Here is a 16273-nt window from a genome sequence, read left to right on the forward strand (position 1 = left end):
CGTTTCAATCAGCGCTTGGCTACCGTGCCGGAGCTTTTGCCTTCCGGCATCACCTCAAGCCGCCAGGACTTGTCCTTGCCCAGATAGCGCGCGGCCAGCTGCTGCATCTGCTGCGGGGTGACTTGCGTGTAGTCGTTGAGGATCGTGCGCACCGTGCCGATGCGGGAGGGGTCGTAGGTCGCGCCTTCAAGCTGGCTCATGAAGAAGGCCGTGCTCGATGCCGCGCGGGTTACCTGCTGGCGCATGGGTTCGGTCACCAGGGCCAGTTCCTCGGCGCTGGGCGGGTTGGCGATCAGGTTTTCGGCAATCTCGTCGGCGGTCTGGAAGAACACCGTGGCGGACTTGGGATCGATCTGCGCCATCGCGGTGATCGAACCGCCGGTGTTCATGTCCACCGGCCACTGCGAATAGACGTAGGGCGAATAGGCCACGCCCAGCTTCTCACGCACGGCGTCGAGCAGGCGGTTGGTGAAGAGCTGGGTCAGCACTTCCAGCTTGCGCGATTCGCTGATGCCCATGGCGCCGCCGCCGGTGGGCCACGAAATCACCGCTGCCGCCTGATCGGGATCGCCGTGGTGATGCAGCACGATCGGCACGTCGGACGGCGCGGGCACCTTTACCTCGGCAGCCGGTACGATCGGCGCCGGGCTGCGCGGTTTCAGCGCGCCGAAGGTCTTCTCCAGCGCGCCGATGGCGGCCACCTTGTCGAAATCGCCGTAGATCTGCACTTCCACCGGCCCGCTGGCCAACGCCTTGCTCCACGCCGCCTTGAAGCCCTTGGCCGTGGTGCCGGCCAGTTGCGCCGGCGTCGGCGTGGCGAAGCGAGGGTCCTGCCCGCGCTGATAGAACGTCAGATCGCGGTTCAGCACGCCCTGCGGAGAGGTGGAATAAGTATCGTACTGGATCTTCGCCGCCGCCTTGGCGCGGGTGAACGGGCTGGGATCCCAGCGCGGCAGGTCCAGCTTGGCCGCGAAGAGGTAGAGCTGGTCCGCCAGATCCTGCGGGCGCGTTTCCGCCGTGAAGACGAAAGAGGCGTCCTGCGTGTTGAAGTCAAAGCCCATCTTGCGACCGGTGGAAATCCGGTCGAGGTCTTCCTGACCCAGCGTGGCAAGGCCGGAGCCGACCAGCGCATAGTCCGCCAGCCCAAGGTACGGCGCATCCTTGGGCGAGAACGAGCGGGTACCGCCGCCGAAGCGCACCTTAACAGTCACGCGGCCAGGCTCTTCCTGCACCGGCCAGAGCAGGACCTTCACGCCATTGGCGAAGTCCAGCTGCTCGATATCCAGCAGGCCGGTCGGCTTGTCGGAAATCGCCTTCTGCGGCTTGCCGATGGCGGGCAGCGTATCGAACGAGACCGGCGGCGCGTTGCTGGCCGTGCGCGTGGCGGCGTCGGGCTTCACCGGCTCCATCAACGCGGTGCGCAGGGCATCGTCGGTGACGACGCCCGGCTTCTGCGTGGTGAACAGCGCGCGGGTAACGGTGCCGGAAAACAGCTGCTGGGTATGTTCCAGCACCTTGGCCGGCGTGAACATCGGCTTGGACTGGCGGAAGATGTTCAGCACGTCTTCCGGCCCGGCCACCGTCTCGCGAATGTCCAGCGCGTTGACCATGTCGTCGGCCAGCTTCGATCCCGGCAGGATGCGGCGCTGTTCGACGGGGACCTGGAAGCTGACGTCCAGCTCCGCCACTTCGCGGTCGATCTCTTCCTGCGTCGGCGGATGGGTCAGCGCATCGGCGATAACCGCGCGCACATCGCGCAGCGCGGCCTTCCAGTCGTCTCCCAACGGGGTGATCGAGACGAAGGTGGCATCGGCCGAACGCGACACGTCCTGCTGGTCGACCGAGGCCGAGAGATAGCTGCCTCCAGCCCGCGCACGCGTTTCCAGGCGACGATTGATGACGGCCTGCGCGATGGCATCGACCATCAGGCCCTGGTTATAGGCGATATTGTCCGTCACCTGCCGCCAGGGGCGCAAGGTGGCATAGAGCAGCGAGGGCGGCAGGTCCGGCTCCACCAGCACGCGCGTCTCGCCCACCGGGTTCTTGGGATCGGCATCGGCCGGCGCGGCGGGATCGCCAAAGCTGGGCGCGGTCGCCAGCTTGCCAGTGGCCTTCCAGTCGGCGAACCACTTCTTCACATAGCTTTCCAGCGTCGCCGGATCGGCGTCACCCGCCACGATCACGGCCACGTTGTCCGGCCGGTACCAGCGCGAATAGAAGGCGCGCACGCTTTGCGGCGTGGCGGAGGTCAGCGTTTCCACGGTGCCGATCGGCTCCCGCTGGGCCAGCGGCTGGCCGGCGTAGAGCACTTGCTGCATCGCCTGCTGCACGCGCTTGGAGGCTCCGCCCCGCTCGCGCATTTCGGCCATCACGATCGGCAGGTCCTGCTTCAGGTTCGATGCCGAAAGCGCCGGCGCGGTGACCATGCCGCTCATCAGCTTGAACGTCTCGTCCAGCGAAGTGGGCGTGGCGTTGGGCAAGTCCAGCTTGAACACCGTCTGCGTGGTGGAGGTCACTGCATTCGTATCACTGCCGAAGGTCGCGCCCAGCCGCTGGAAGGCGGCGATGGCGGTGCCTTCGGGAATGTATTTCGATTCGCGGAACAGCATGTGTTCCAGCAAGTGCGCATAGCCGCGTTCCGAATCGGTTTCGTACAGCGAACCGGCGTCGACGCGGATGCGGATCGAAACCTGACCCGGCGGCACACCGTTGCGGCGCACCGCATATTTCAGGCCGTTGGACAGTTCGCCGAAATGCCATTCCTTGTCATGCGGAATGTCGCTGCCGCGATAGAGCCAGGGATCGGCATCACCCACCAGCGGCTCATCATCGCCATCCTGCTTCACCACCACCGGCAGCGGGCGCTGGCGCGTCGAAGCCGGCGCACCGGGCTGTTGCTGCTTGGTGCCCGGGGCCGACTTCTGCGCCGTGGCGGCAGCATCCTTGCCGGCATTGGCCGTCGTTCCGGCAAGTGCCGGTGCAAGGAAGGGCTGCGGGAGCGGTGCCAGAAGCAGCAGGGCGGCGAGCGAGCGAGCGGCGCGCGAAGTAGTCGTCATCACTTTTGGTATAAGACCGCGATTGCTTAAGGGCCAGTGAATAGAAATAACACCGGAAACGCACCATCGGTTGCAAATCACGCGCGTAATTTGCCTCATTCCGGTAATCGCCGCACTTGACCCGATGGCCACTGCTCCTACATCGCGAGAACCATGTACATCGAAACCGAAACCACGCCGAATCCCGCTACGCTCAAGTTCCTGCCCGGCCGGCAGGTGATGCCCGCGGGCACGCGCGAATTCACCTCGCCAGAGGCGGCCGAAGCCTCGCCGCTGGCGCAGGGCCTGTTCGACCTTGGCGACGTGACCGGCGTGTTCTTCGGCGAACACTTCGTGTCCGTTACCGCCGCGCCCGGCGTGGAATGGTCGGACCTGAAGCCGCAGGTGGTTTCGGTGCTGCTCGATCATTTCGTATCGCAGGCCCCGCTGTTCGCCGGCGGCACTGCCAGCGGCTTCTCCGTCCCGCCCGAAGAGGACGTGGACTATGGCGAGGATCCCGCCGATGCGGACATCGTGGAGCAGATCAAGGACCTGATCGAAACCCGCGTGCGCCCGGCCGTTGCCAACGATGGCGGCGATATCGTCTATCGCGGCTTCCGCGACGGCGTTGTCTATCTGGCGATGCAGGGTGCATGCTCCGGCTGCCCCTCTTCCACCGCGACGCTGAAGCACGGCATCGAAAGCCTGCTGAAGCACTACGTTCCCGAAGTCACCGAAGTCCGCGCCGCCTGATCCCGACGCTGACGTGACCGCACCCGCCGATAGCCGTGCGCTGGATCTTCCCGGCCTGACTCTCGCGATAGACAGCGCCACCGAGGCTTGCTCGGTCGCGCTGTTCGCCGATGGCAAACTGATCGCGGGCGATTACCGCATGCTGGGCCGCGGCCATGCCGAAGCGCTGGTGCCGATGATCGGCGCCCTGCCCGATCGCGGCCGCGCTGGCCGGATTGCCGTGGCGCTGGGGCCCGGCAGCTTCACCGGCGTGCGGGTGGGCCTTGCCGCCGCCCGCGCGCTGGCGCTGGCCTGGGGCGCCGAAGTGGTGGGCTATCCGACGATGGACTTGATCGCCGCGATGGCCCGCAAGGATCGCGGCGACGTGCCCGTAGCCGTGGCGATGACCGGCGGGCACGGCGAGTGGTTCGTCCAGAGCTTCGACGCGGCCGGCGCCACGATCCGCCCCCTCGCCTCGCTGCGCCCCGATGTGGCGGTGGCCGAATGCACCGAAGCGGTGATCGCCGGCACGCAGGCGGAGGCGCTGGTCGCCGCGCGCGGCAATGGCGACGCGCTGCCGCTCTGGCCCGACGCGCGCTGCCTGCCGCTGCTGCCGGCCGGCGCCCTGACGGCCGAGGCGCATCCACTCTACGGCCGCGCACCCGACGCCAAGCCGATGGCCGCCCCCGGAGTTCGATAATGACCGGCGCCCGCATGTTCGACGATCTGGACCGCATCATGGATGTGATGGCCGCCGCTTTCGATCCGGCATGGGGCGAAGCCTGGAACCGCCGCCAGGTGGATGACGCGTTGGCCATCGGCAATTGCCATTACCGCCTGATCTCCGCGCAAGGCCTGCCCGTCACCGAAGACGAAGAAGCGGCCGGATTTTCTCTTTCCCGCACCGGTTACGAAGAAGAAGAACTGCTTCTTCTTGGCGTTAAGCCCGAATATCGCCGAATTGGACTTGGCCGCGCACTGCTGGATGCGCTTCGCGAAGATGCGGGAACACGCGGCGCCCGCAGGCTGCTTCTGGAAATGAGAAAAGGCAATCCCGCAGAATTCCTTTATTGCGGTTTTGGTTTCTATCCCATTGGCGAGCGTAAGGATTACTACCGCATGCCCAATGGCGAGCGGATCGATGCAATCACCTTCGCTTGCGACATTTGCGGCGAAATTGCGACCGACTTGCACTGACATTTCAACCGAACCGGCAGTATTCACGCTGGATTAACGCCCGACAATTAAAACAATTACGAACCATTAGGGAAACGTCTTGTTTTCTCCACAGGATTGGTTCATTGCGAACTGCGGAATGTGAATCCCTGTGGCGATTCCTTTCCAATAGGTCGCAAAAATAAGAGGTCGTTAGAAAATGGACACTATCCAGGCTGATGCCAAGGAAACACTGATCACGCTTACTTCTGACATCGTGGCCGCGCATGTCAGCAATAACAGCGTCGGTGTTGAGGACCTGCCCTCGCTCATCACCAATGTCTACGGCGCTCTTGCCGGTCTCGGCAGCACCCCCGTGGTCGAGGAAGAAAAGCCTGAGCCCGCCGTTTCGGTGCGCGCTTCGGTAAAGCCCGACTACATCGTGTGCCTTGAAGACGGCAAGAAGCTGAAGATGCTGAAGCGCCATCTGATGACCCACTACAACATGACCCCGGAAGAATACCGCGCGCGCTGGAACCTGCCCGCCGACTATCCGATGGTTGCCCCGAATTACGCCGAAAAGCGTCGCGAACTGGCCAAGAAGATCGGCCTGGGCCGCAAGCCCAACGCGCGCCGCGGCCGCAAGCCCAAGACCGCCGCCGCCTGAGCGGCGGCGCGCCGAACCATCCGATTTCGCACAAATTGCGGAAAGCCGGATCGTTCGGCCGCCCAAAGGTTGTGATTGGGGGCGCACCAGCCTAAATAGCGGGTGCGCCTCTTTTCATTGATACAGGTCAAACGTGCACCAACCCATCGACATCGAAGCCCTCTGCGCCGAACGCGGCCTGCGTATCACCGAACAACGTCGGGTGATCGCCAAGGTCCTGTCCGAAAGCACGGACCACCCCGATGTGGAGAAGCTGCACCAGCGCGCCTCCGCACTCGATCCCGGCATCTCGATCGCCACGGTCTACCGCACCGTGCGCCTGTTCGAAGAAGCCGGCATTCTTGACCGTCACGATTTCGGCGACGGCCGCGCCCGCTACGAAGCCGCGCCCGAAGCGCATCACGATCACATGATCGACGTCGAATCCGGCGCCGTCATCGAATTCGTCGACCCCGAACTGGAAGCGCTGCAGCGTCAGGTGGCCGAACGCCTCGGCTTCCGCCTCGTCGATCACCGCATGGAACTGTTCGGCGTGAAGATCGAACGCGAGGACGGCGAAAACCGCAAGTGACACAGGCTGCAACGGCCACCCCGGGGCGCACGATCGCGTTCTGGGGCTGGCCGCTTGTCGCCATCCGGCTGGTCGCGCTTCTCGCCACCCTGCTCGCCAGCCTTGCCGCCTATTACCTGATCGCCATCTTCACGCGCGCCAATCCGGCACCGCGCCTGTTCCTGCGTGCGGTTGCGGCGATTTCCGGCCTGCGCATATCGATGCGCGGCACCCGTCCGGTTGGCCACAGCGTGCTGCTGGCCAATCACGTGTCCTGGCTGGACGTTCCCGCATTGGCGGGGACGACCGGCACGGCCTTCGTCGCGCATGACGGCCTCGCCGATTTCGGCCCGCTCCGCTGGCTTTGCGAATTGAACGACACGATTTTCGTGGCCCGCCACGAGCGCCGCAGCGTCGCCGCGCAGATCGAGCAGGTCCGTCACGCGATTGCCGATACCGGCAGCCTGACGATTTTCCCTGAAGGCACCACCAGCGACGGCACCGACCTGCTGCCCTTCAAATCCTCGCTGCTCTCCGCCGTCGAATCCGGCTGCGGCGATCTGGCGATCCAGCCGGTCTGGCTGGACTATGGGCCGAACGTCGCGGACATGGCCTGGGTGGGCGAGGAACCCGGGCAAGACAACTTCCTGCGCATCCTCGCGCGCTGGAAGCCGCTACACCTCACGCTGCACTTCCTGCCACCACTGACCGCCGAACAACGCACGGATCGCAAGGCCATCGCCCGCCATGCGCGCGAGGCGATCGAGCGGGTGATGCCAGAATAAAAGCTCAAGGTCGCCAATTGAGGGCCCCGCCCCTACTTCACAAGCAGAACAGCCTCCGAATCCGGCCGCTCCCTCCACTGCCGGTCACGACCATTTGTTGCCATGGGTCAGTCTGTGTGAGAGCCTGAAAGCTGACATCAGCGGTGGGAAGCGGGCGTGCTCGGCAGGATAATCTTTTCGCTTCTGATGTTAAGCACGCCTCTGGCGACAGAAGCTCAGGTCCCGCCTCCGCCATCGTTGCCGGGGCAAGCCATTTTGGCGGAGCAACTGGTCCGCACCATCGAAAGCAAAGATGTGGACGGCTACGCCGCCCTCTTGGCTGATGACATTGTCGTTACCGAAGACGGCAAGGAAATAGCGCATGGCAAAGCCGACTGGATCGCCCAATACGGCAAGAAGCTGGCCGCATATGGCGTGTCGTTCAAGGTATCTCCCGGCTTTTCCTCCACGGGCCGCCTGCTGTTCATTGAATATTTCAATTCAGCCGGAAGCTGGGGCACCAACATCCCGTCGCATTGCTGCTGGTCTTATGATGCGGTGGCCTATGATGTGGCCGATGGCAAAGTAACGGCCATCCAACGGCTGCGCGGAGGCGACATGAAACTCGATGAACGCGGAAAGCCCGTAAAATAAAAGGCTTGCGCCCCCGCACGACGCTGCCGCGCGGGGTACAGGCCGTCCACCAACCTCAACGCGTGGCGTTGTATGCCAGCTGGCTTTCATCCAGCTGGAAGCCCACCAGCACTTCGAAGCTGGCGCGCGCCACGGCGCTCTTGACCTCGGGCTGCGACAGCGGATCGACGGCTGCGTCCTGATCGCCGGCCTTGCGCGGGCGGGTGATGCGTTCGCGAATCTCGGGCGGCAGCGTGGCGGCGGCGCGGTCGATGAAAGCGGTGCCGGCGAAGTGTGCCTGCGCACGGTCCTGGCCGGCGGCGAAGCTCACCTGAACCTGGCCGACGCGCTTGGAAACCACGGCCGAACCGCCCTGCAGCACGGTTACGAACACCGGCAGCGTCACCTGGCGGGCGCCCTGCGTATCGTTGCGGCGGGCCAGCACGTCGAAGCCGACTTGCGAGGTAACCTTGTCGTTCGCCTGCGCGCCGTTCTGGTCGCTGCACTGCGAACGTACATTGGTGATCGCCGCCACGACGTCGATATTGGTCGAGGTCTTGTCGTTCGGCGTGCGGAACAGCGTGATGTCGCCAGTGTAGTCCGGAACGCCCACGGCCGGGCACGCGGTACGCACTGCGGTGATGCCGACACCCGAATCGACCACGATATCGCCCTTCTTTGCACAACCGCTCAGCGCGGTCACCGCGGCGGCGGAGCAGAGGACGGTAGCAGTCAGGCGGCGTGCATTCATCGGTACATCCCTCGAGTGGCGTGCGCTTGCCCTAGCGGCGCGCGCGGCAAAGCGCTAGAGGCCCATTCATGAACGCGCCCTTTCCGCCTGAGAAGACGCTCGAAACGAACGAGCCCCTGCGCCTGCTGATCGCTGCACCCCGTGGATTCTGCGCCGGTGTCGACCGCGCGATCGAGATTGTCGAGCGTGCGCTGGAGATCTACGGCGCGCCCGTCTACGTCCGTCACGAAATCGTGCATAACAAGTTCGTGGTCGATAGCCTGAAGGCCAAGGGCGCCGTCTTCGTCGAACGCGTGGATCAGGTGCCGGACGGCGTGCCGGTGATCTTTTCCGCCCACGGCGTGCCCAAGTCGGTGCCCGCCGAAGCCAGCGCGCGCGGGCTTGAATGGCTGGACGCCACGTGCCCGCTGGTCAGCAAAGTGCACCGCCAGGCCGAACGCCAGATCGCGGACGGCCGCCACATCCTGTTCATCGGCCATGCCGGCCACCCCGAGGTGATCGGCACTTTCGGGCAAGTTCCCGAAGGCAACATGACGCTGATCGAAACGGTGGAAGACGTCGCCACCGTGGATGTGCCCGCCGACCGCGAACTGGCCTACCTGTCGCAGACCACGCTCTCGGTGGACGATACCCACGCGATCATCGCCGCGATCGAGGCGCGTTTCCCCCATGTCGTCGCCCCCAAGGCGGAAGACATCTGCTATGCCACGTCCAACCGGCAGGCCGCCGTCAAGCAGATCGCCCCGCAGTGCGAACTGGTGCTGGTGATCGGCTCTCCCAAAAGCTCGAACTCGCTGCGCCTTGTCGAAGTGGCGGAGCGTTCGGGATCGGTCGGCCGCATGATTCAGCGCGCCACCGATATCGATCCGGCATGGTTCGACGGCATCTCCAACGTCGGCCTCACCGCCGGCGCCTCCGCGCCCGAGGAGCTGGTCAACGAAGTGATCGCCCGCATCGCGGAACTGCGCGACGTGACGGCGGAACAGGTCGTCACTGCCGAAGAGACCATCACTTTCAAGCTGCCCCGCCAGCTCGTCCGCTGAGGATTTTCCAGACATGGCAGTCTACACCCGGCTCGGCGCCGAAGAGATGGCGGCGATCGTCGATGCCTTCGAAGTGGGCACGCTGATCTCCGCCAAGGGCATTGCCGAGGGCGTTTCCAACAGCAACTGGCTGATCGAAACCCAACAGGGAAACGAATCGCGGCGCTTCATCCTCACGGTCTACGAAAGCCGCACCGAAGTGGCGGAGCTGCCGTTCTTCCTCGATCTGCTGGACCACCTTGCCGAACGCGGCTGCCCGGTGCCGCGCACCATGCATGACCGCGACGGCGCCAGCCACCGCCTGATCGATACGCCCGAAGGCAAGAAGGCACTGGCGCTGATCGAATACCTTCCGGGCGTTTCGGTATCCGAACCCACGGTGGATCAGGCCCGCTCGGTAGGCGCCGCGCTGGCGCAAGTGCACCATGCCTCCGCCGAATTCCCGATGAACCGCGCCAATTCGCTGGACCTGCCCGCGTGGCAGCAGCTGCTGGGCGATTGCGGACATGACGGGCTGGCCTCCATCGATGCCGATCTGGCCGCGCTGGTGGAGCGCGAACTGCCGGCGCTGGCCACCGAATGGCCGGCGGACCTGCCGCGCGGCGTGATCCATGCCGACCTGTTCCCGGATAACGTGCTGATGCTGGGCGACCGGGTGACAGGCCTGATCGACTTCTACTTCGCCTGCACCGATCTGCTGGCCTACGACGTGGCTGTAACGCATGCGGCGTGGTGCTTCTCCAACGACGGCACCCGCTTCTATGCCGCACTCTCTGCCGCCCTGATCGCGGGCTACGAAAGCGTGCGCCCGCTCTCCGCCGCCGAACGTGCCGCCCTGCCCGTGCTGGCACGCGGCGCCGCCGTGCGCTTCCTCTCCACCCGCGCTTACGACTGGCTGAACACGCCGGAAGGTGCGCTGGTTACTCCGAAGGACCCCATGGCTTTCGCGCGACGCCTTGAATTCTATGCCGATCCGGCGAACCACGGTATCTTCGGCGCATGAAGAAGGTCGACGTTTTCACCGATGGGGCCTGCAAGGGCAACCCCGGCCCCGGCGGCTGGGGCGTGCTGCTGCGCATGGGCGTGCATGAGAAGGAGATGTCGGGCGGCGATCCCGATACCACCAACAACCGCATGGAAATGACCGCCGTCATCAAGGCGCTGAACGCGCTGACCGAGCCTTGCGAAGTCACGCTGCATACCGACAGCAAGTATGTGATCGACGGGATCACCAAGTGGGTGCACGGCTGGAAGAAGAAGGGCTGGATCAACGCCAGCAAGCAGCCAGTGCGCAATGCCGACCTGTGGCATGACCTGATCGAAGCCAGCGGCCGCCATCAGGTGGAATGGCAATGGGTGCGCGGGCATTCCGGCCATGTCGAAAATGAACGCGTGGACAAGCTGGCGAGCGACGCGGCGGTCGCAGCCGGCAAGAGCTGATGGTTTGCCGGATCGGGCTCTGACTCTCGACGCCTTCCGGCAGGCGTTTCGGAAGGAAGCGCGCGCGCTGATAACACCCGGCCCGCGCATGGCGGACGAGTGGGCCTGCGTCGCCTCCGTCATGCTGGCCATCGTCATTGCGCATCTGATCGGCGCGAAGATGGTCGGCTGGGCGGCCTTCACCGCCTTCGTGCTACTGAAAAGCGAGGCTTCGGAAACGATGCTGCGCGGGGTTCTGCGCATCGTCGGCACCGCGCTGGGATCGGGGTTGGCGCTGATCGTGGTGCCCTGGGCGGCCCGCTCTTTGCCGCTGGCGATGGCCAGCGCGGCGATCGTCGGCACCATCGGCCTTTACGGCATGATCACCGCGCGGCGCGCCTATGCCTGGCTGCTGTTCGGCCTGACTTTCGAAATGGTGCTGCTCGACAAGCTGGAGCACCCGGCGCTCGACACCATAGACTTCGCCCAGACGCGCCTGCTGGAAGTGATCGCGGGCACTATCGCCTGCGTGATCGTCAGCCTGATAACCGCGACGCTGGCGGGCAAGAAGTGGCTGGACCTGCAGAGCCCGCGTCCCGAACGGATGGGCTGGCACCCCCATGCGGCGCGGCACGCCGTGCAGGCGGGCATCGCCATTTCGGTATTGCCGCTGCTCCATGCGCTGTTCGACCTGCCGGAAATGGCGCAGGCGGCGGTCACGGTGATGGCGGTGATGATCGTGCCGATCGGCGGCATCGGCGCCAGCGGCTTCGTTCCGGTGACGCGGCGGCTGTTCCTGCGGACGATGGGCTGCCTTGCCGGCGGCGCGTTGGCGCTGACCGTGCTGCTGGTGGCGCAAGGCAGCGCGCCGGTGCTGATCGCGGGCACCTGCCTTGGCATCGTGATCGGCCGCCATATCGAGAATGGCCTGCCGCAGATCACGTACCTGGGCCTGCAGTTCACGCTAACGGTGCTGGTCGTGCTGGTGCCCGATTCCTATGCGGACGCGCATATCCTGCCCGCCATCCACCGCCTGATCAGCATCCTGATCGGCATGGCCGTGCTGGAGCCTGTCCTGCTGATCTGGCACTTCGTGGCGCCCGGCCGGAAACCCGCCGAGCGCGCCGAGGATGTGCCCGGTTCGGAATGATTATTCGGTGGTGGTATCCACCGTTTCGGCAGCCGGGCCGTTCTTCTTGATCGATTCGATGGCGCTCTTGGCGGAGGCTTTGCTGGAGTAGCCCTCGGTCCAGAAAATGGTTTCGGCATTGTAGAGGAAGTAGGCGACGAACTCGCCCGCCTTGTTCTTCCGGATCTCGAAACGGTGCGCCATCGTGGTTCTCCAGTCGCGAAACGAGCCCCCGCAGCGATACTTGAACAGGATCCGGCCCGGTGCAAGCAGGACTTCAGGCTGTCACGAAACGTCCTGGCGCGTAAGGCGCCGGGTCGAGATCGCCGCCCTGCCCGCCCATCAACAGCGAAGCGCCCAGCACAGCCGCCGCGGGCGCAGTCTGGATGCCGAAGCCGCCCTGCCCGGCGAACCAGAAGAACGCCGGGTCGGCAGGATCGAAGCCGTAGACCGGCAGCCGGTCCGGCGCGAAGGAGCGCAGGCCCGCCCAGCGATGCTCCACCCGCTCCACCGGCCAGTCCACCACCTGCTCCAACCGGTCTATCGCCAGCGCCACGTCCAGTTCCTCCGGCGCGGCATCGCAGGGGGCGCTGGGCGTCTCGTCATGCGGGCTGAGCCAAAGCCGGCCGTGCTCGGGCTTGAAGTAGAAGGTTTCGCCCAGATCCAGCACCAGCGGCAGATCGTCGGGCACCGGGCGGCCGACCGCAAGCTGCGCGACGGTGCGGCGATAGGGCGTGATCCCCAGCGGCTGCACGCCCGCCAGTCGCGCCACCGGATCGGCCCACGCCCCGGCCGCGTTGACCAGTATGTCACAGGCCGCCTCGCTGCCATCGGCCAGCGTCAGCGCCCAACCGGTCGCGTTACGCTGGGCAGCGCGCAGGCCCGCGCGGCATCGGATCTCCACGCCTTCCCGGCGCGCGGCGGCAAGGTAGTGCTGGTGCAGCCCCGCCACGTCGATATCGCAAGTGCTGGGTTCCAGCACGCCGGAGGTCCAGCCGCCGCGCAGCCCCGGCACGCGTGCGGCGATTCCGGCGCGGTCCAGCACATGGACCTCCACGCCCAGATCGCCGTAGACCCGCGCGAACCGTTCGACGTCGGCCTCCTCGCCCGCGCGGCCCAAGGTCAGCGCCGCGCGTGGGGCCAGCACGCCCAGCGCGCAAAGTTCGGGGCCGGACGCCGCCGTCAGCGGCTGCACGCCGGGGCCGCCATAGCTTTCCGTCCAGAACGCGGCGGAGCGGCCGGTGGCGTGGTAACCGGGGCGATCCTCGTGTTCGATCACCAGCACGCGCGGCCTATCTGCCGATGGGCCTGCCGAAGTGCCAGAAAGCCGCGCGGCAAGCGAGGCACCGGCCATGCCGGCACCGACGATGACGATATCGAACCGCGAATCCATAGGGGCCAGCCCCTAGAGCATTTTGAACGCCGGTGGCATCACCTGACGTCCCGGAAAATGCGGCGATCCATGAATAACCCGCGCACGATCCGCCTCAGGATAGGCCGATCATGGTTTGCCGGGCGCCGTGTCGTTCAGGAAATCCCGGATCGCCGCCATCGCCTGATCGCGCACGGGATCGACTTCCCGCAGGATTTCGTGCCGGCATTCGCGGCCCCAGTCGACCAGCCGGGCATGCGGCAACCGCGCGGCGGCACGGCGAATCGCGGGCCATGAGACCAACCCGTCATGGCGGGTCGCCAGCAGCAGCACCGGTATGTCTACCGATTCGAGCACGCCCTTCGCCTCCAGCCCCCGGATCGAGGCCAGCGCCCGTTCCACCCAGCCCCAGCTGGCCGGTCCCATGGCGATGGCCGGGCGTTCCCGCCGCCACCAGCCCTCATCGGCATAACGCGATTCGTCGTGAGTCAGCAGCAGCGCGCGGGCATTCGGGATCAGTTGCGGTTTCTCGTTACCCTTCCACGCCGGCCGGCGCGAATCGCCCAGCGCGGCGATGATCCGCGAAACCGGATGGAGCAGCGCAGCGGGAAGCGTGGTGGGATGGATACCCAGCATCGGCGCCGAAAGCACCAGCGCATCGGGATCGACGCGCCGCTCAGCGACCGCGCGCATGGCCAGATGCCCGCCCATCGAATGGCCGACCAGTACGTGCGGGCCGGGTGTTCTGGCGGCCCAATCTGCCCAGAATTGGGCCAGATCGTCGATCCAGAGGCCAAAATCGTCGACATGGCCGGTGGTGCCGTCGCGGCCCAGCCGGCCGCTCAGCGCCTGCCCGCGCCAATCGATCGAACTGACCGCCCAGCCTTCCTCGGCCCACTGTTCCAGCGTCTCCAGCCACTTCTCGTAGCAGTCGCCGCGCCCGGGCAGGAACAGCAGCGATCCGCGCGGGTTTTCGGGTTCTGCCCAGTCGATCCGGCGGATCGCGGTCTTGCCGTCGGCGGCCAGCCAGCGGCCCTCCACGGCGTCATACGGGATAGCCCGGCGGGCCCGGTCTTTCTTTTCCATTACCTTGAAAGGATGGGGAATTTCGCTTGTTTCGATGGTCACGTGGCTAATTCCAGCCTCAGTGCACTGGTTACTATTTGGTAAGTGATACTCGCTAGATCATTCCCCTGTTAAGGGGGGTCCTAACGCATGTACGCCGCGTATTTTGCCTACGCATTGCTGGCCGCATTGGCAACCGCGCTAGTCGTGGCCGCCTTCACCGACCTGAAACGCCGCGAAATAGCCAACACGCTTAACCTTGGCATCGCGCTGGCGGCTCCGCTGTGGTGGCTGGCAATCGGCTATGGCTGGGCGGAGGCCGGATTCCAGATCGGCCTTGCGCTGGCGACGTTCGTGGTGGCCTGCCTTCTTTTCATCGTGCGCCAGATGGGCGGCGGCGACGTGAAGCTGCTGACCGCGCTGGCGCTGTGGTTCTCCCCGCCTCATTTTCTGGTGCTGGTGGTGCTGATGGCCGTTGTCGGTGGCGGCGCCTCCGTCGCCATGGCCGCCTTCAACATGCAGCGTCGCCCCGGAGAGCTGGCGCGCGACATCGCCGCGTGGACCTTTGCCGCCGGCTGGGTCTGGCTGGCCGCCGCGACGACCTGGGCATTGGCCACCGGCCATCCGCTGCTGACGCCCGATACCTTCGCCGGGATCTCGGCGCTTGCCGCTGCGGCAGGCGCGCTGGCCATCGTCGTGCTGTTCATGCTGGCCTTCGTCCACATCCAGCGCCGCCAGAAATCGAAACTGAAGGTGCCCTATGGCGTGGCCATCGCTGCTGCCGCCCTTTGGGTGATCGCGGACCGCACGATCGCGGCGGTTCATACTAACGTCTTGCCGGGCACCCTGTTGGGGTGAACCTGATTTTAACCAATTTACCCGAAGGTACACAGAGTTAGTCGGGGATACTCAGGGGGCTTTTAAGCCATGGATAAGAAGAAGCTGGTGCTGCTGGTCGTCGCGTTGCTTGTCGCAGCCGGCACCGCCTTTGTCGCCAGATCGTTGTTCAGCGGTGCCGCCACACCGCAGGCCGGCGCCGTTGCCGTACCCACCGGACCCAAGGTTCTGGTGGCGCAGCGCGCGCTTCCGGTCGGAACGATCATCACCGCCGATTCGATCTCCTACCAGGACTGGCCCAAGGAACTGGTGAAGGACGCCTACTTCATCGAGGGCGAGGCCGACATGCAGAAGCTGCTCGGCACCGTGGTCCGCTATCCCATCACCGCCGGCCAGCCGGTCACCCAGGGCGGCCTCGTCGCACCGGGCGACCGCGGCTTCCTTGCCGCCGCACTGGCGCCCGGCATGCGCGCGGTGACCATCCCGGTATCCGCCAAGACCGGCGTCGGCGGCTTCATCTTCCCGGGGGACCACGTCGACCTCGTGCTCACGCAACAGGTCACCGGCAACGACGGCGGCCAGCCGCTGCGCGCTTCGGAAACGATCCTGCGCAACATGCGCGTGCTCGCCACCGACCAGGCCACCGACAACGAAGTGGTGGACGGCAAGACCGTGGTCCACGCCTTCAGCACCGTTACCCTCGAAGTGACCCCGCGCATTGCCGAGAAGGTCGCCGTTGCGCAGGAACTGGGCACGATCAGCCTCTCGCTCCGCTCGATCGCGGACAATCAGGGCGAATTCGAGCGCATCCTCGCCTCCGGCCAGGTCAAAGTGCCGGAAGGTGCGACCAAGGCGCAGGAAGAACAGATCATGCGCACCGCGATGAACCAGCCGATGGAAGGCAATACGACCTACCAGACCGGTGGCGACGTCTCGCGCTTCCAGCGCTCCAGCCGCCCGTCGATGTCTGCCCCGTCCGGGCCGATGATCGCCCCGGCACGGATCGCCGCCGGCGGCCCGAGCGTTCCGCTTGGCCCCGTGGTTCGCGTGACCCGCGGCAAGAACGTCACCGTCGAATCCGTGGGCAGCCACTGATGCGCGCGCCGAACCTCAACCGCTTT

Annotated in this window: 18 protein-coding genes; 13 read left to right on the forward strand and 5 right to left on the reverse strand. The window is 65.6% G+C overall.

The genetic code is table 11. The features are described 5' to 3' along the window. Window positions 1-8 precede the first annotated feature (8 nt). Window positions 9-3056 (reverse strand): M16 family metallopeptidase, encoded by a 3048-nt coding sequence (locus tag ACZ1JV_RS21305; RefSeq protein ID WP_465150415.1) that lies wholly within the window; start codon window positions 3054-3056, stop codon window positions 9-11. Between the two features lie 153 nt (window positions 3057-3209). On the opposite strand from ACZ1JV_RS21305, the gene ACZ1JV_RS21310 reads away from it, so the two are divergent. From ACZ1JV_RS21310 to ACZ1JV_RS21340, 7 genes are all read left to right on the forward strand, one after another. Next, the gene (locus tag ACZ1JV_RS21310) at window positions 3210-3788 is read left to right on the forward strand and encodes a NifU family protein (RefSeq protein WP_465135740.1); all 579 of its coding nucleotides are present in this window, start codon (window positions 3210-3212) and stop codon (window positions 3786-3788) included. A gap of 13 nt (window positions 3789-3801) precedes the next feature. Further along, window positions 3802-4467: a tRNA (adenosine(37)-N6)-threonylcarbamoyltransferase complex dimerization subunit type 1 TsaB gene (tsaB, locus tag ACZ1JV_RS21315; protein ID WP_465150416.1), complete on the forward strand. Its 666-nt coding sequence runs from the start codon at window positions 3802-3804 to the stop codon at window positions 4465-4467. 14 nt (window positions 4468-4481) lie between these two features. Continuing rightward, window positions 4482-4964, forward strand: a complete 483-nt coding sequence (locus ACZ1JV_RS21320; protein WP_465152621.1) for a GNAT family N-acetyltransferase — start codon at window positions 4482-4484, stop codon at window positions 4962-4964. A gap of 178 nt (window positions 4965-5142) precedes the next feature. Then, window positions 5143-5589 carry a Ros/MucR family transcriptional regulator gene (locus ACZ1JV_RS21325; RefSeq protein WP_465135742.1) on the forward strand — a complete coding sequence of 149 codons (447 nt, stop codon included), beginning with the start codon at window positions 5143-5145 and terminating at the stop codon, window positions 5587-5589. A 133-nt stretch (window positions 5590-5722) separates the two neighbouring features. Then, a complete protein-coding gene (locus ACZ1JV_RS21330; protein ID WP_465135743.1) occupies window positions 5723-6160 on the forward strand; it encodes a Fur family transcriptional regulator in 438 nt (145 codons plus the stop codon). Then, complete coding sequence (locus tag ACZ1JV_RS21335) at window positions 6157-6924, forward strand: lysophospholipid acyltransferase family protein (protein WP_465150417.1); 768 nt, start codon at window positions 6157-6159, stop codon at window positions 6922-6924. The genes ACZ1JV_RS21330 and ACZ1JV_RS21335 overlap by 4 nt, the downstream gene beginning before the upstream one ends. Window positions 6925-7080: 156 nt before the next feature. Then, window positions 7081-7557 carry a DUF4440 domain-containing protein gene (locus ACZ1JV_RS21340; protein ID WP_465150418.1) on the forward strand — a complete coding sequence of 159 codons (477 nt, stop codon included), beginning with the start codon at window positions 7081-7083 and terminating at the stop codon, window positions 7555-7557. A 55-nt stretch (window positions 7558-7612) separates the two neighbouring features. Here the strand turns inward: ACZ1JV_RS21340 and ACZ1JV_RS21345 are convergent, their stop codons facing one another. Further along, window positions 7613-8287, reverse strand: a complete 675-nt coding sequence (locus tag ACZ1JV_RS21345; protein WP_465150419.1) for a hypothetical protein — start codon at window positions 8285-8287, stop codon at window positions 7613-7615. Window positions 8288-8355: 68 nt separating this feature from the next. On the opposite strand from ACZ1JV_RS21345, the gene ispH reads away from it, so the two are divergent. From ispH to ACZ1JV_RS21365, 4 genes are read left to right on the forward strand one after another with little or no spacing between them, the layout of a single operon-like run. Continuing rightward, on the forward strand, window positions 8356-9330 hold the full coding sequence (gene ispH / locus ACZ1JV_RS21350; RefSeq protein ID WP_465150420.1) for a 4-hydroxy-3-methylbut-2-enyl diphosphate reductase: 975 nt from the start codon (window positions 8356-8358) through the stop codon (window positions 9328-9330). Window positions 9331-9343: 13 nt separating this feature from the next. Further along, window positions 9344-10333, forward strand: a complete 990-nt coding sequence (gene thrB, locus ACZ1JV_RS21355) for a homoserine kinase (protein WP_465150421.1) — start codon at window positions 9344-9346, stop codon at window positions 10331-10333. After that, the gene (gene rnhA, locus ACZ1JV_RS21360; protein ID WP_395331688.1) at window positions 10330-10770 is read left to right on the forward strand and encodes a ribonuclease HI; all 441 of its coding nucleotides are present in this window, start codon (window positions 10330-10332) and stop codon (window positions 10768-10770) included. The genes thrB and rnhA overlap by 4 nt, the downstream gene beginning before the upstream one ends. A 4-nt stretch (window positions 10771-10774) precedes the next feature. Beyond that, window positions 10775-11899, forward strand: a complete 1125-nt coding sequence (locus tag ACZ1JV_RS21365; protein WP_465150422.1) for an FUSC family protein — start codon at window positions 10775-10777, stop codon at window positions 11897-11899. On the opposite strand, the gene ACZ1JV_RS21370 is transcribed toward ACZ1JV_RS21365, so the two are convergent. From ACZ1JV_RS21370 to ACZ1JV_RS21380, 3 genes are all read right to left on the reverse strand, one after another. Further along, complete coding sequence (locus tag ACZ1JV_RS21370) at window positions 11900-12082, reverse strand: YegP family protein (RefSeq protein ID WP_465135750.1); 183 nt, start codon at window positions 12080-12082, stop codon at window positions 11900-11902. Between the two features lie 73 nt (window positions 12083-12155). Continuing rightward, on the reverse strand, window positions 12156-13271 hold the full coding sequence (locus tag ACZ1JV_RS21375) for an NAD(P)/FAD-dependent oxidoreductase (protein ID WP_465150423.1): 1116 nt from the start codon (window positions 13269-13271) through the stop codon (window positions 12156-12158). Between the two features lie 108 nt (window positions 13272-13379). Then, complete coding sequence (locus ACZ1JV_RS21380) at window positions 13380-14336, reverse strand: alpha/beta hydrolase (RefSeq protein ID WP_465152622.1); 957 nt, start codon at window positions 14334-14336, stop codon at window positions 13380-13382. A gap of 129 nt (window positions 14337-14465) precedes the next feature. Between ACZ1JV_RS21380 and ACZ1JV_RS21385 the strand changes: the two genes are divergently transcribed. Together ACZ1JV_RS21385 and cpaB are read left to right on the forward strand one after the other, a co-directional pair. After that, on the forward strand, window positions 14466-15173 hold the full coding sequence (locus ACZ1JV_RS21385) for an A24 family peptidase (protein WP_465150424.1): 708 nt from the start codon (window positions 14466-14468) through the stop codon (window positions 15171-15173). A 69-nt stretch (window positions 15174-15242) separates the two neighbouring features. Continuing rightward, a complete protein-coding gene (gene cpaB / locus ACZ1JV_RS21390) occupies window positions 15243-16247 on the forward strand; it encodes a Flp pilus assembly protein CpaB (protein ID WP_465150425.1) in 1005 nt (334 codons plus the stop codon). Window positions 16248-16273 lie beyond the last annotated feature (26 nt).

Source organism: Novosphingobium sp. BL-S-19 (genome assembly GCF_055521675.1).

What these genes read in the sequence shown, in the direction of transcription:
- ACZ1JV_RS21345 (WP_465150419.1), bottom strand. Translation starts at nt 8,287, where the DNA reads ATGAATGCACGCCGCCTGACTGCTACCGTCCTCTGCTCCGCCGCCGCG.
- ACZ1JV_RS21370 (WP_465135750.1), bottom strand. Translation starts at nt 12,082, where the DNA reads ATGGCGCACCGTTTCGAGATCCGGAAGAACAAGGCGGGCGAGTTCGTC.
- cpaB (WP_465150425.1), top strand. Translation starts at nt 15,243, where the DNA reads ATGGATAAGAAGAAGCTGGTGCTGCTGGTCGTCGCGTTGCTTGTCGCA.
- ACZ1JV_RS21385 (WP_465150424.1), top strand. Translation starts at nt 14,466, where the DNA reads ATGTACGCCGCGTATTTTGCCTACGCATTGCTGGCCGCATTGGCAACC.
- ispH (WP_465150420.1), top strand. Translation starts at nt 8,356, where the DNA reads ATGAACGCGCCCTTTCCGCCTGAGAAGACGCTCGAAACGAACGAGCCC.
- ACZ1JV_RS21325 (WP_465135742.1), top strand. Translation starts at nt 5,143, where the DNA reads ATGGACACTATCCAGGCTGATGCCAAGGAAACACTGATCACGCTTACT.
- thrB (WP_465150421.1), top strand. Translation starts at nt 9,344, where the DNA reads ATGGCAGTCTACACCCGGCTCGGCGCCGAAGAGATGGCGGCGATCGTC.
- rnhA (WP_395331688.1), top strand. Translation starts at nt 10,330, where the DNA reads ATGAAGAAGGTCGACGTTTTCACCGATGGGGCCTGCAAGGGCAACCCC.
- ACZ1JV_RS21305 (WP_465150415.1), bottom strand. Translation starts at nt 3,056, where the DNA reads ATGACGACTACTTCGCGCGCCGCTCGCTCGCTCGCCGCCCTGCTGCTT.
- ACZ1JV_RS21310 (WP_465135740.1), top strand. Translation starts at nt 3,210, where the DNA reads ATGTACATCGAAACCGAAACCACGCCGAATCCCGCTACGCTCAAGTTC.
- ACZ1JV_RS21375 (WP_465150423.1), bottom strand. Translation starts at nt 13,271, where the DNA reads ATGGATTCGCGGTTCGATATCGTCATCGTCGGTGCCGGCATGGCCGGT.
- ACZ1JV_RS21380 (WP_465152622.1), bottom strand. Translation starts at nt 14,336, where the DNA reads ATGGAAAAGAAAGACCGGGCCCGCCGGGCTATCCCGTATGACGCCGTG.
- ACZ1JV_RS21320 (WP_465152621.1), top strand. Translation starts at nt 4,482, where the DNA reads ATGTTCGACGATCTGGACCGCATCATGGATGTGATGGCCGCCGCTTTC.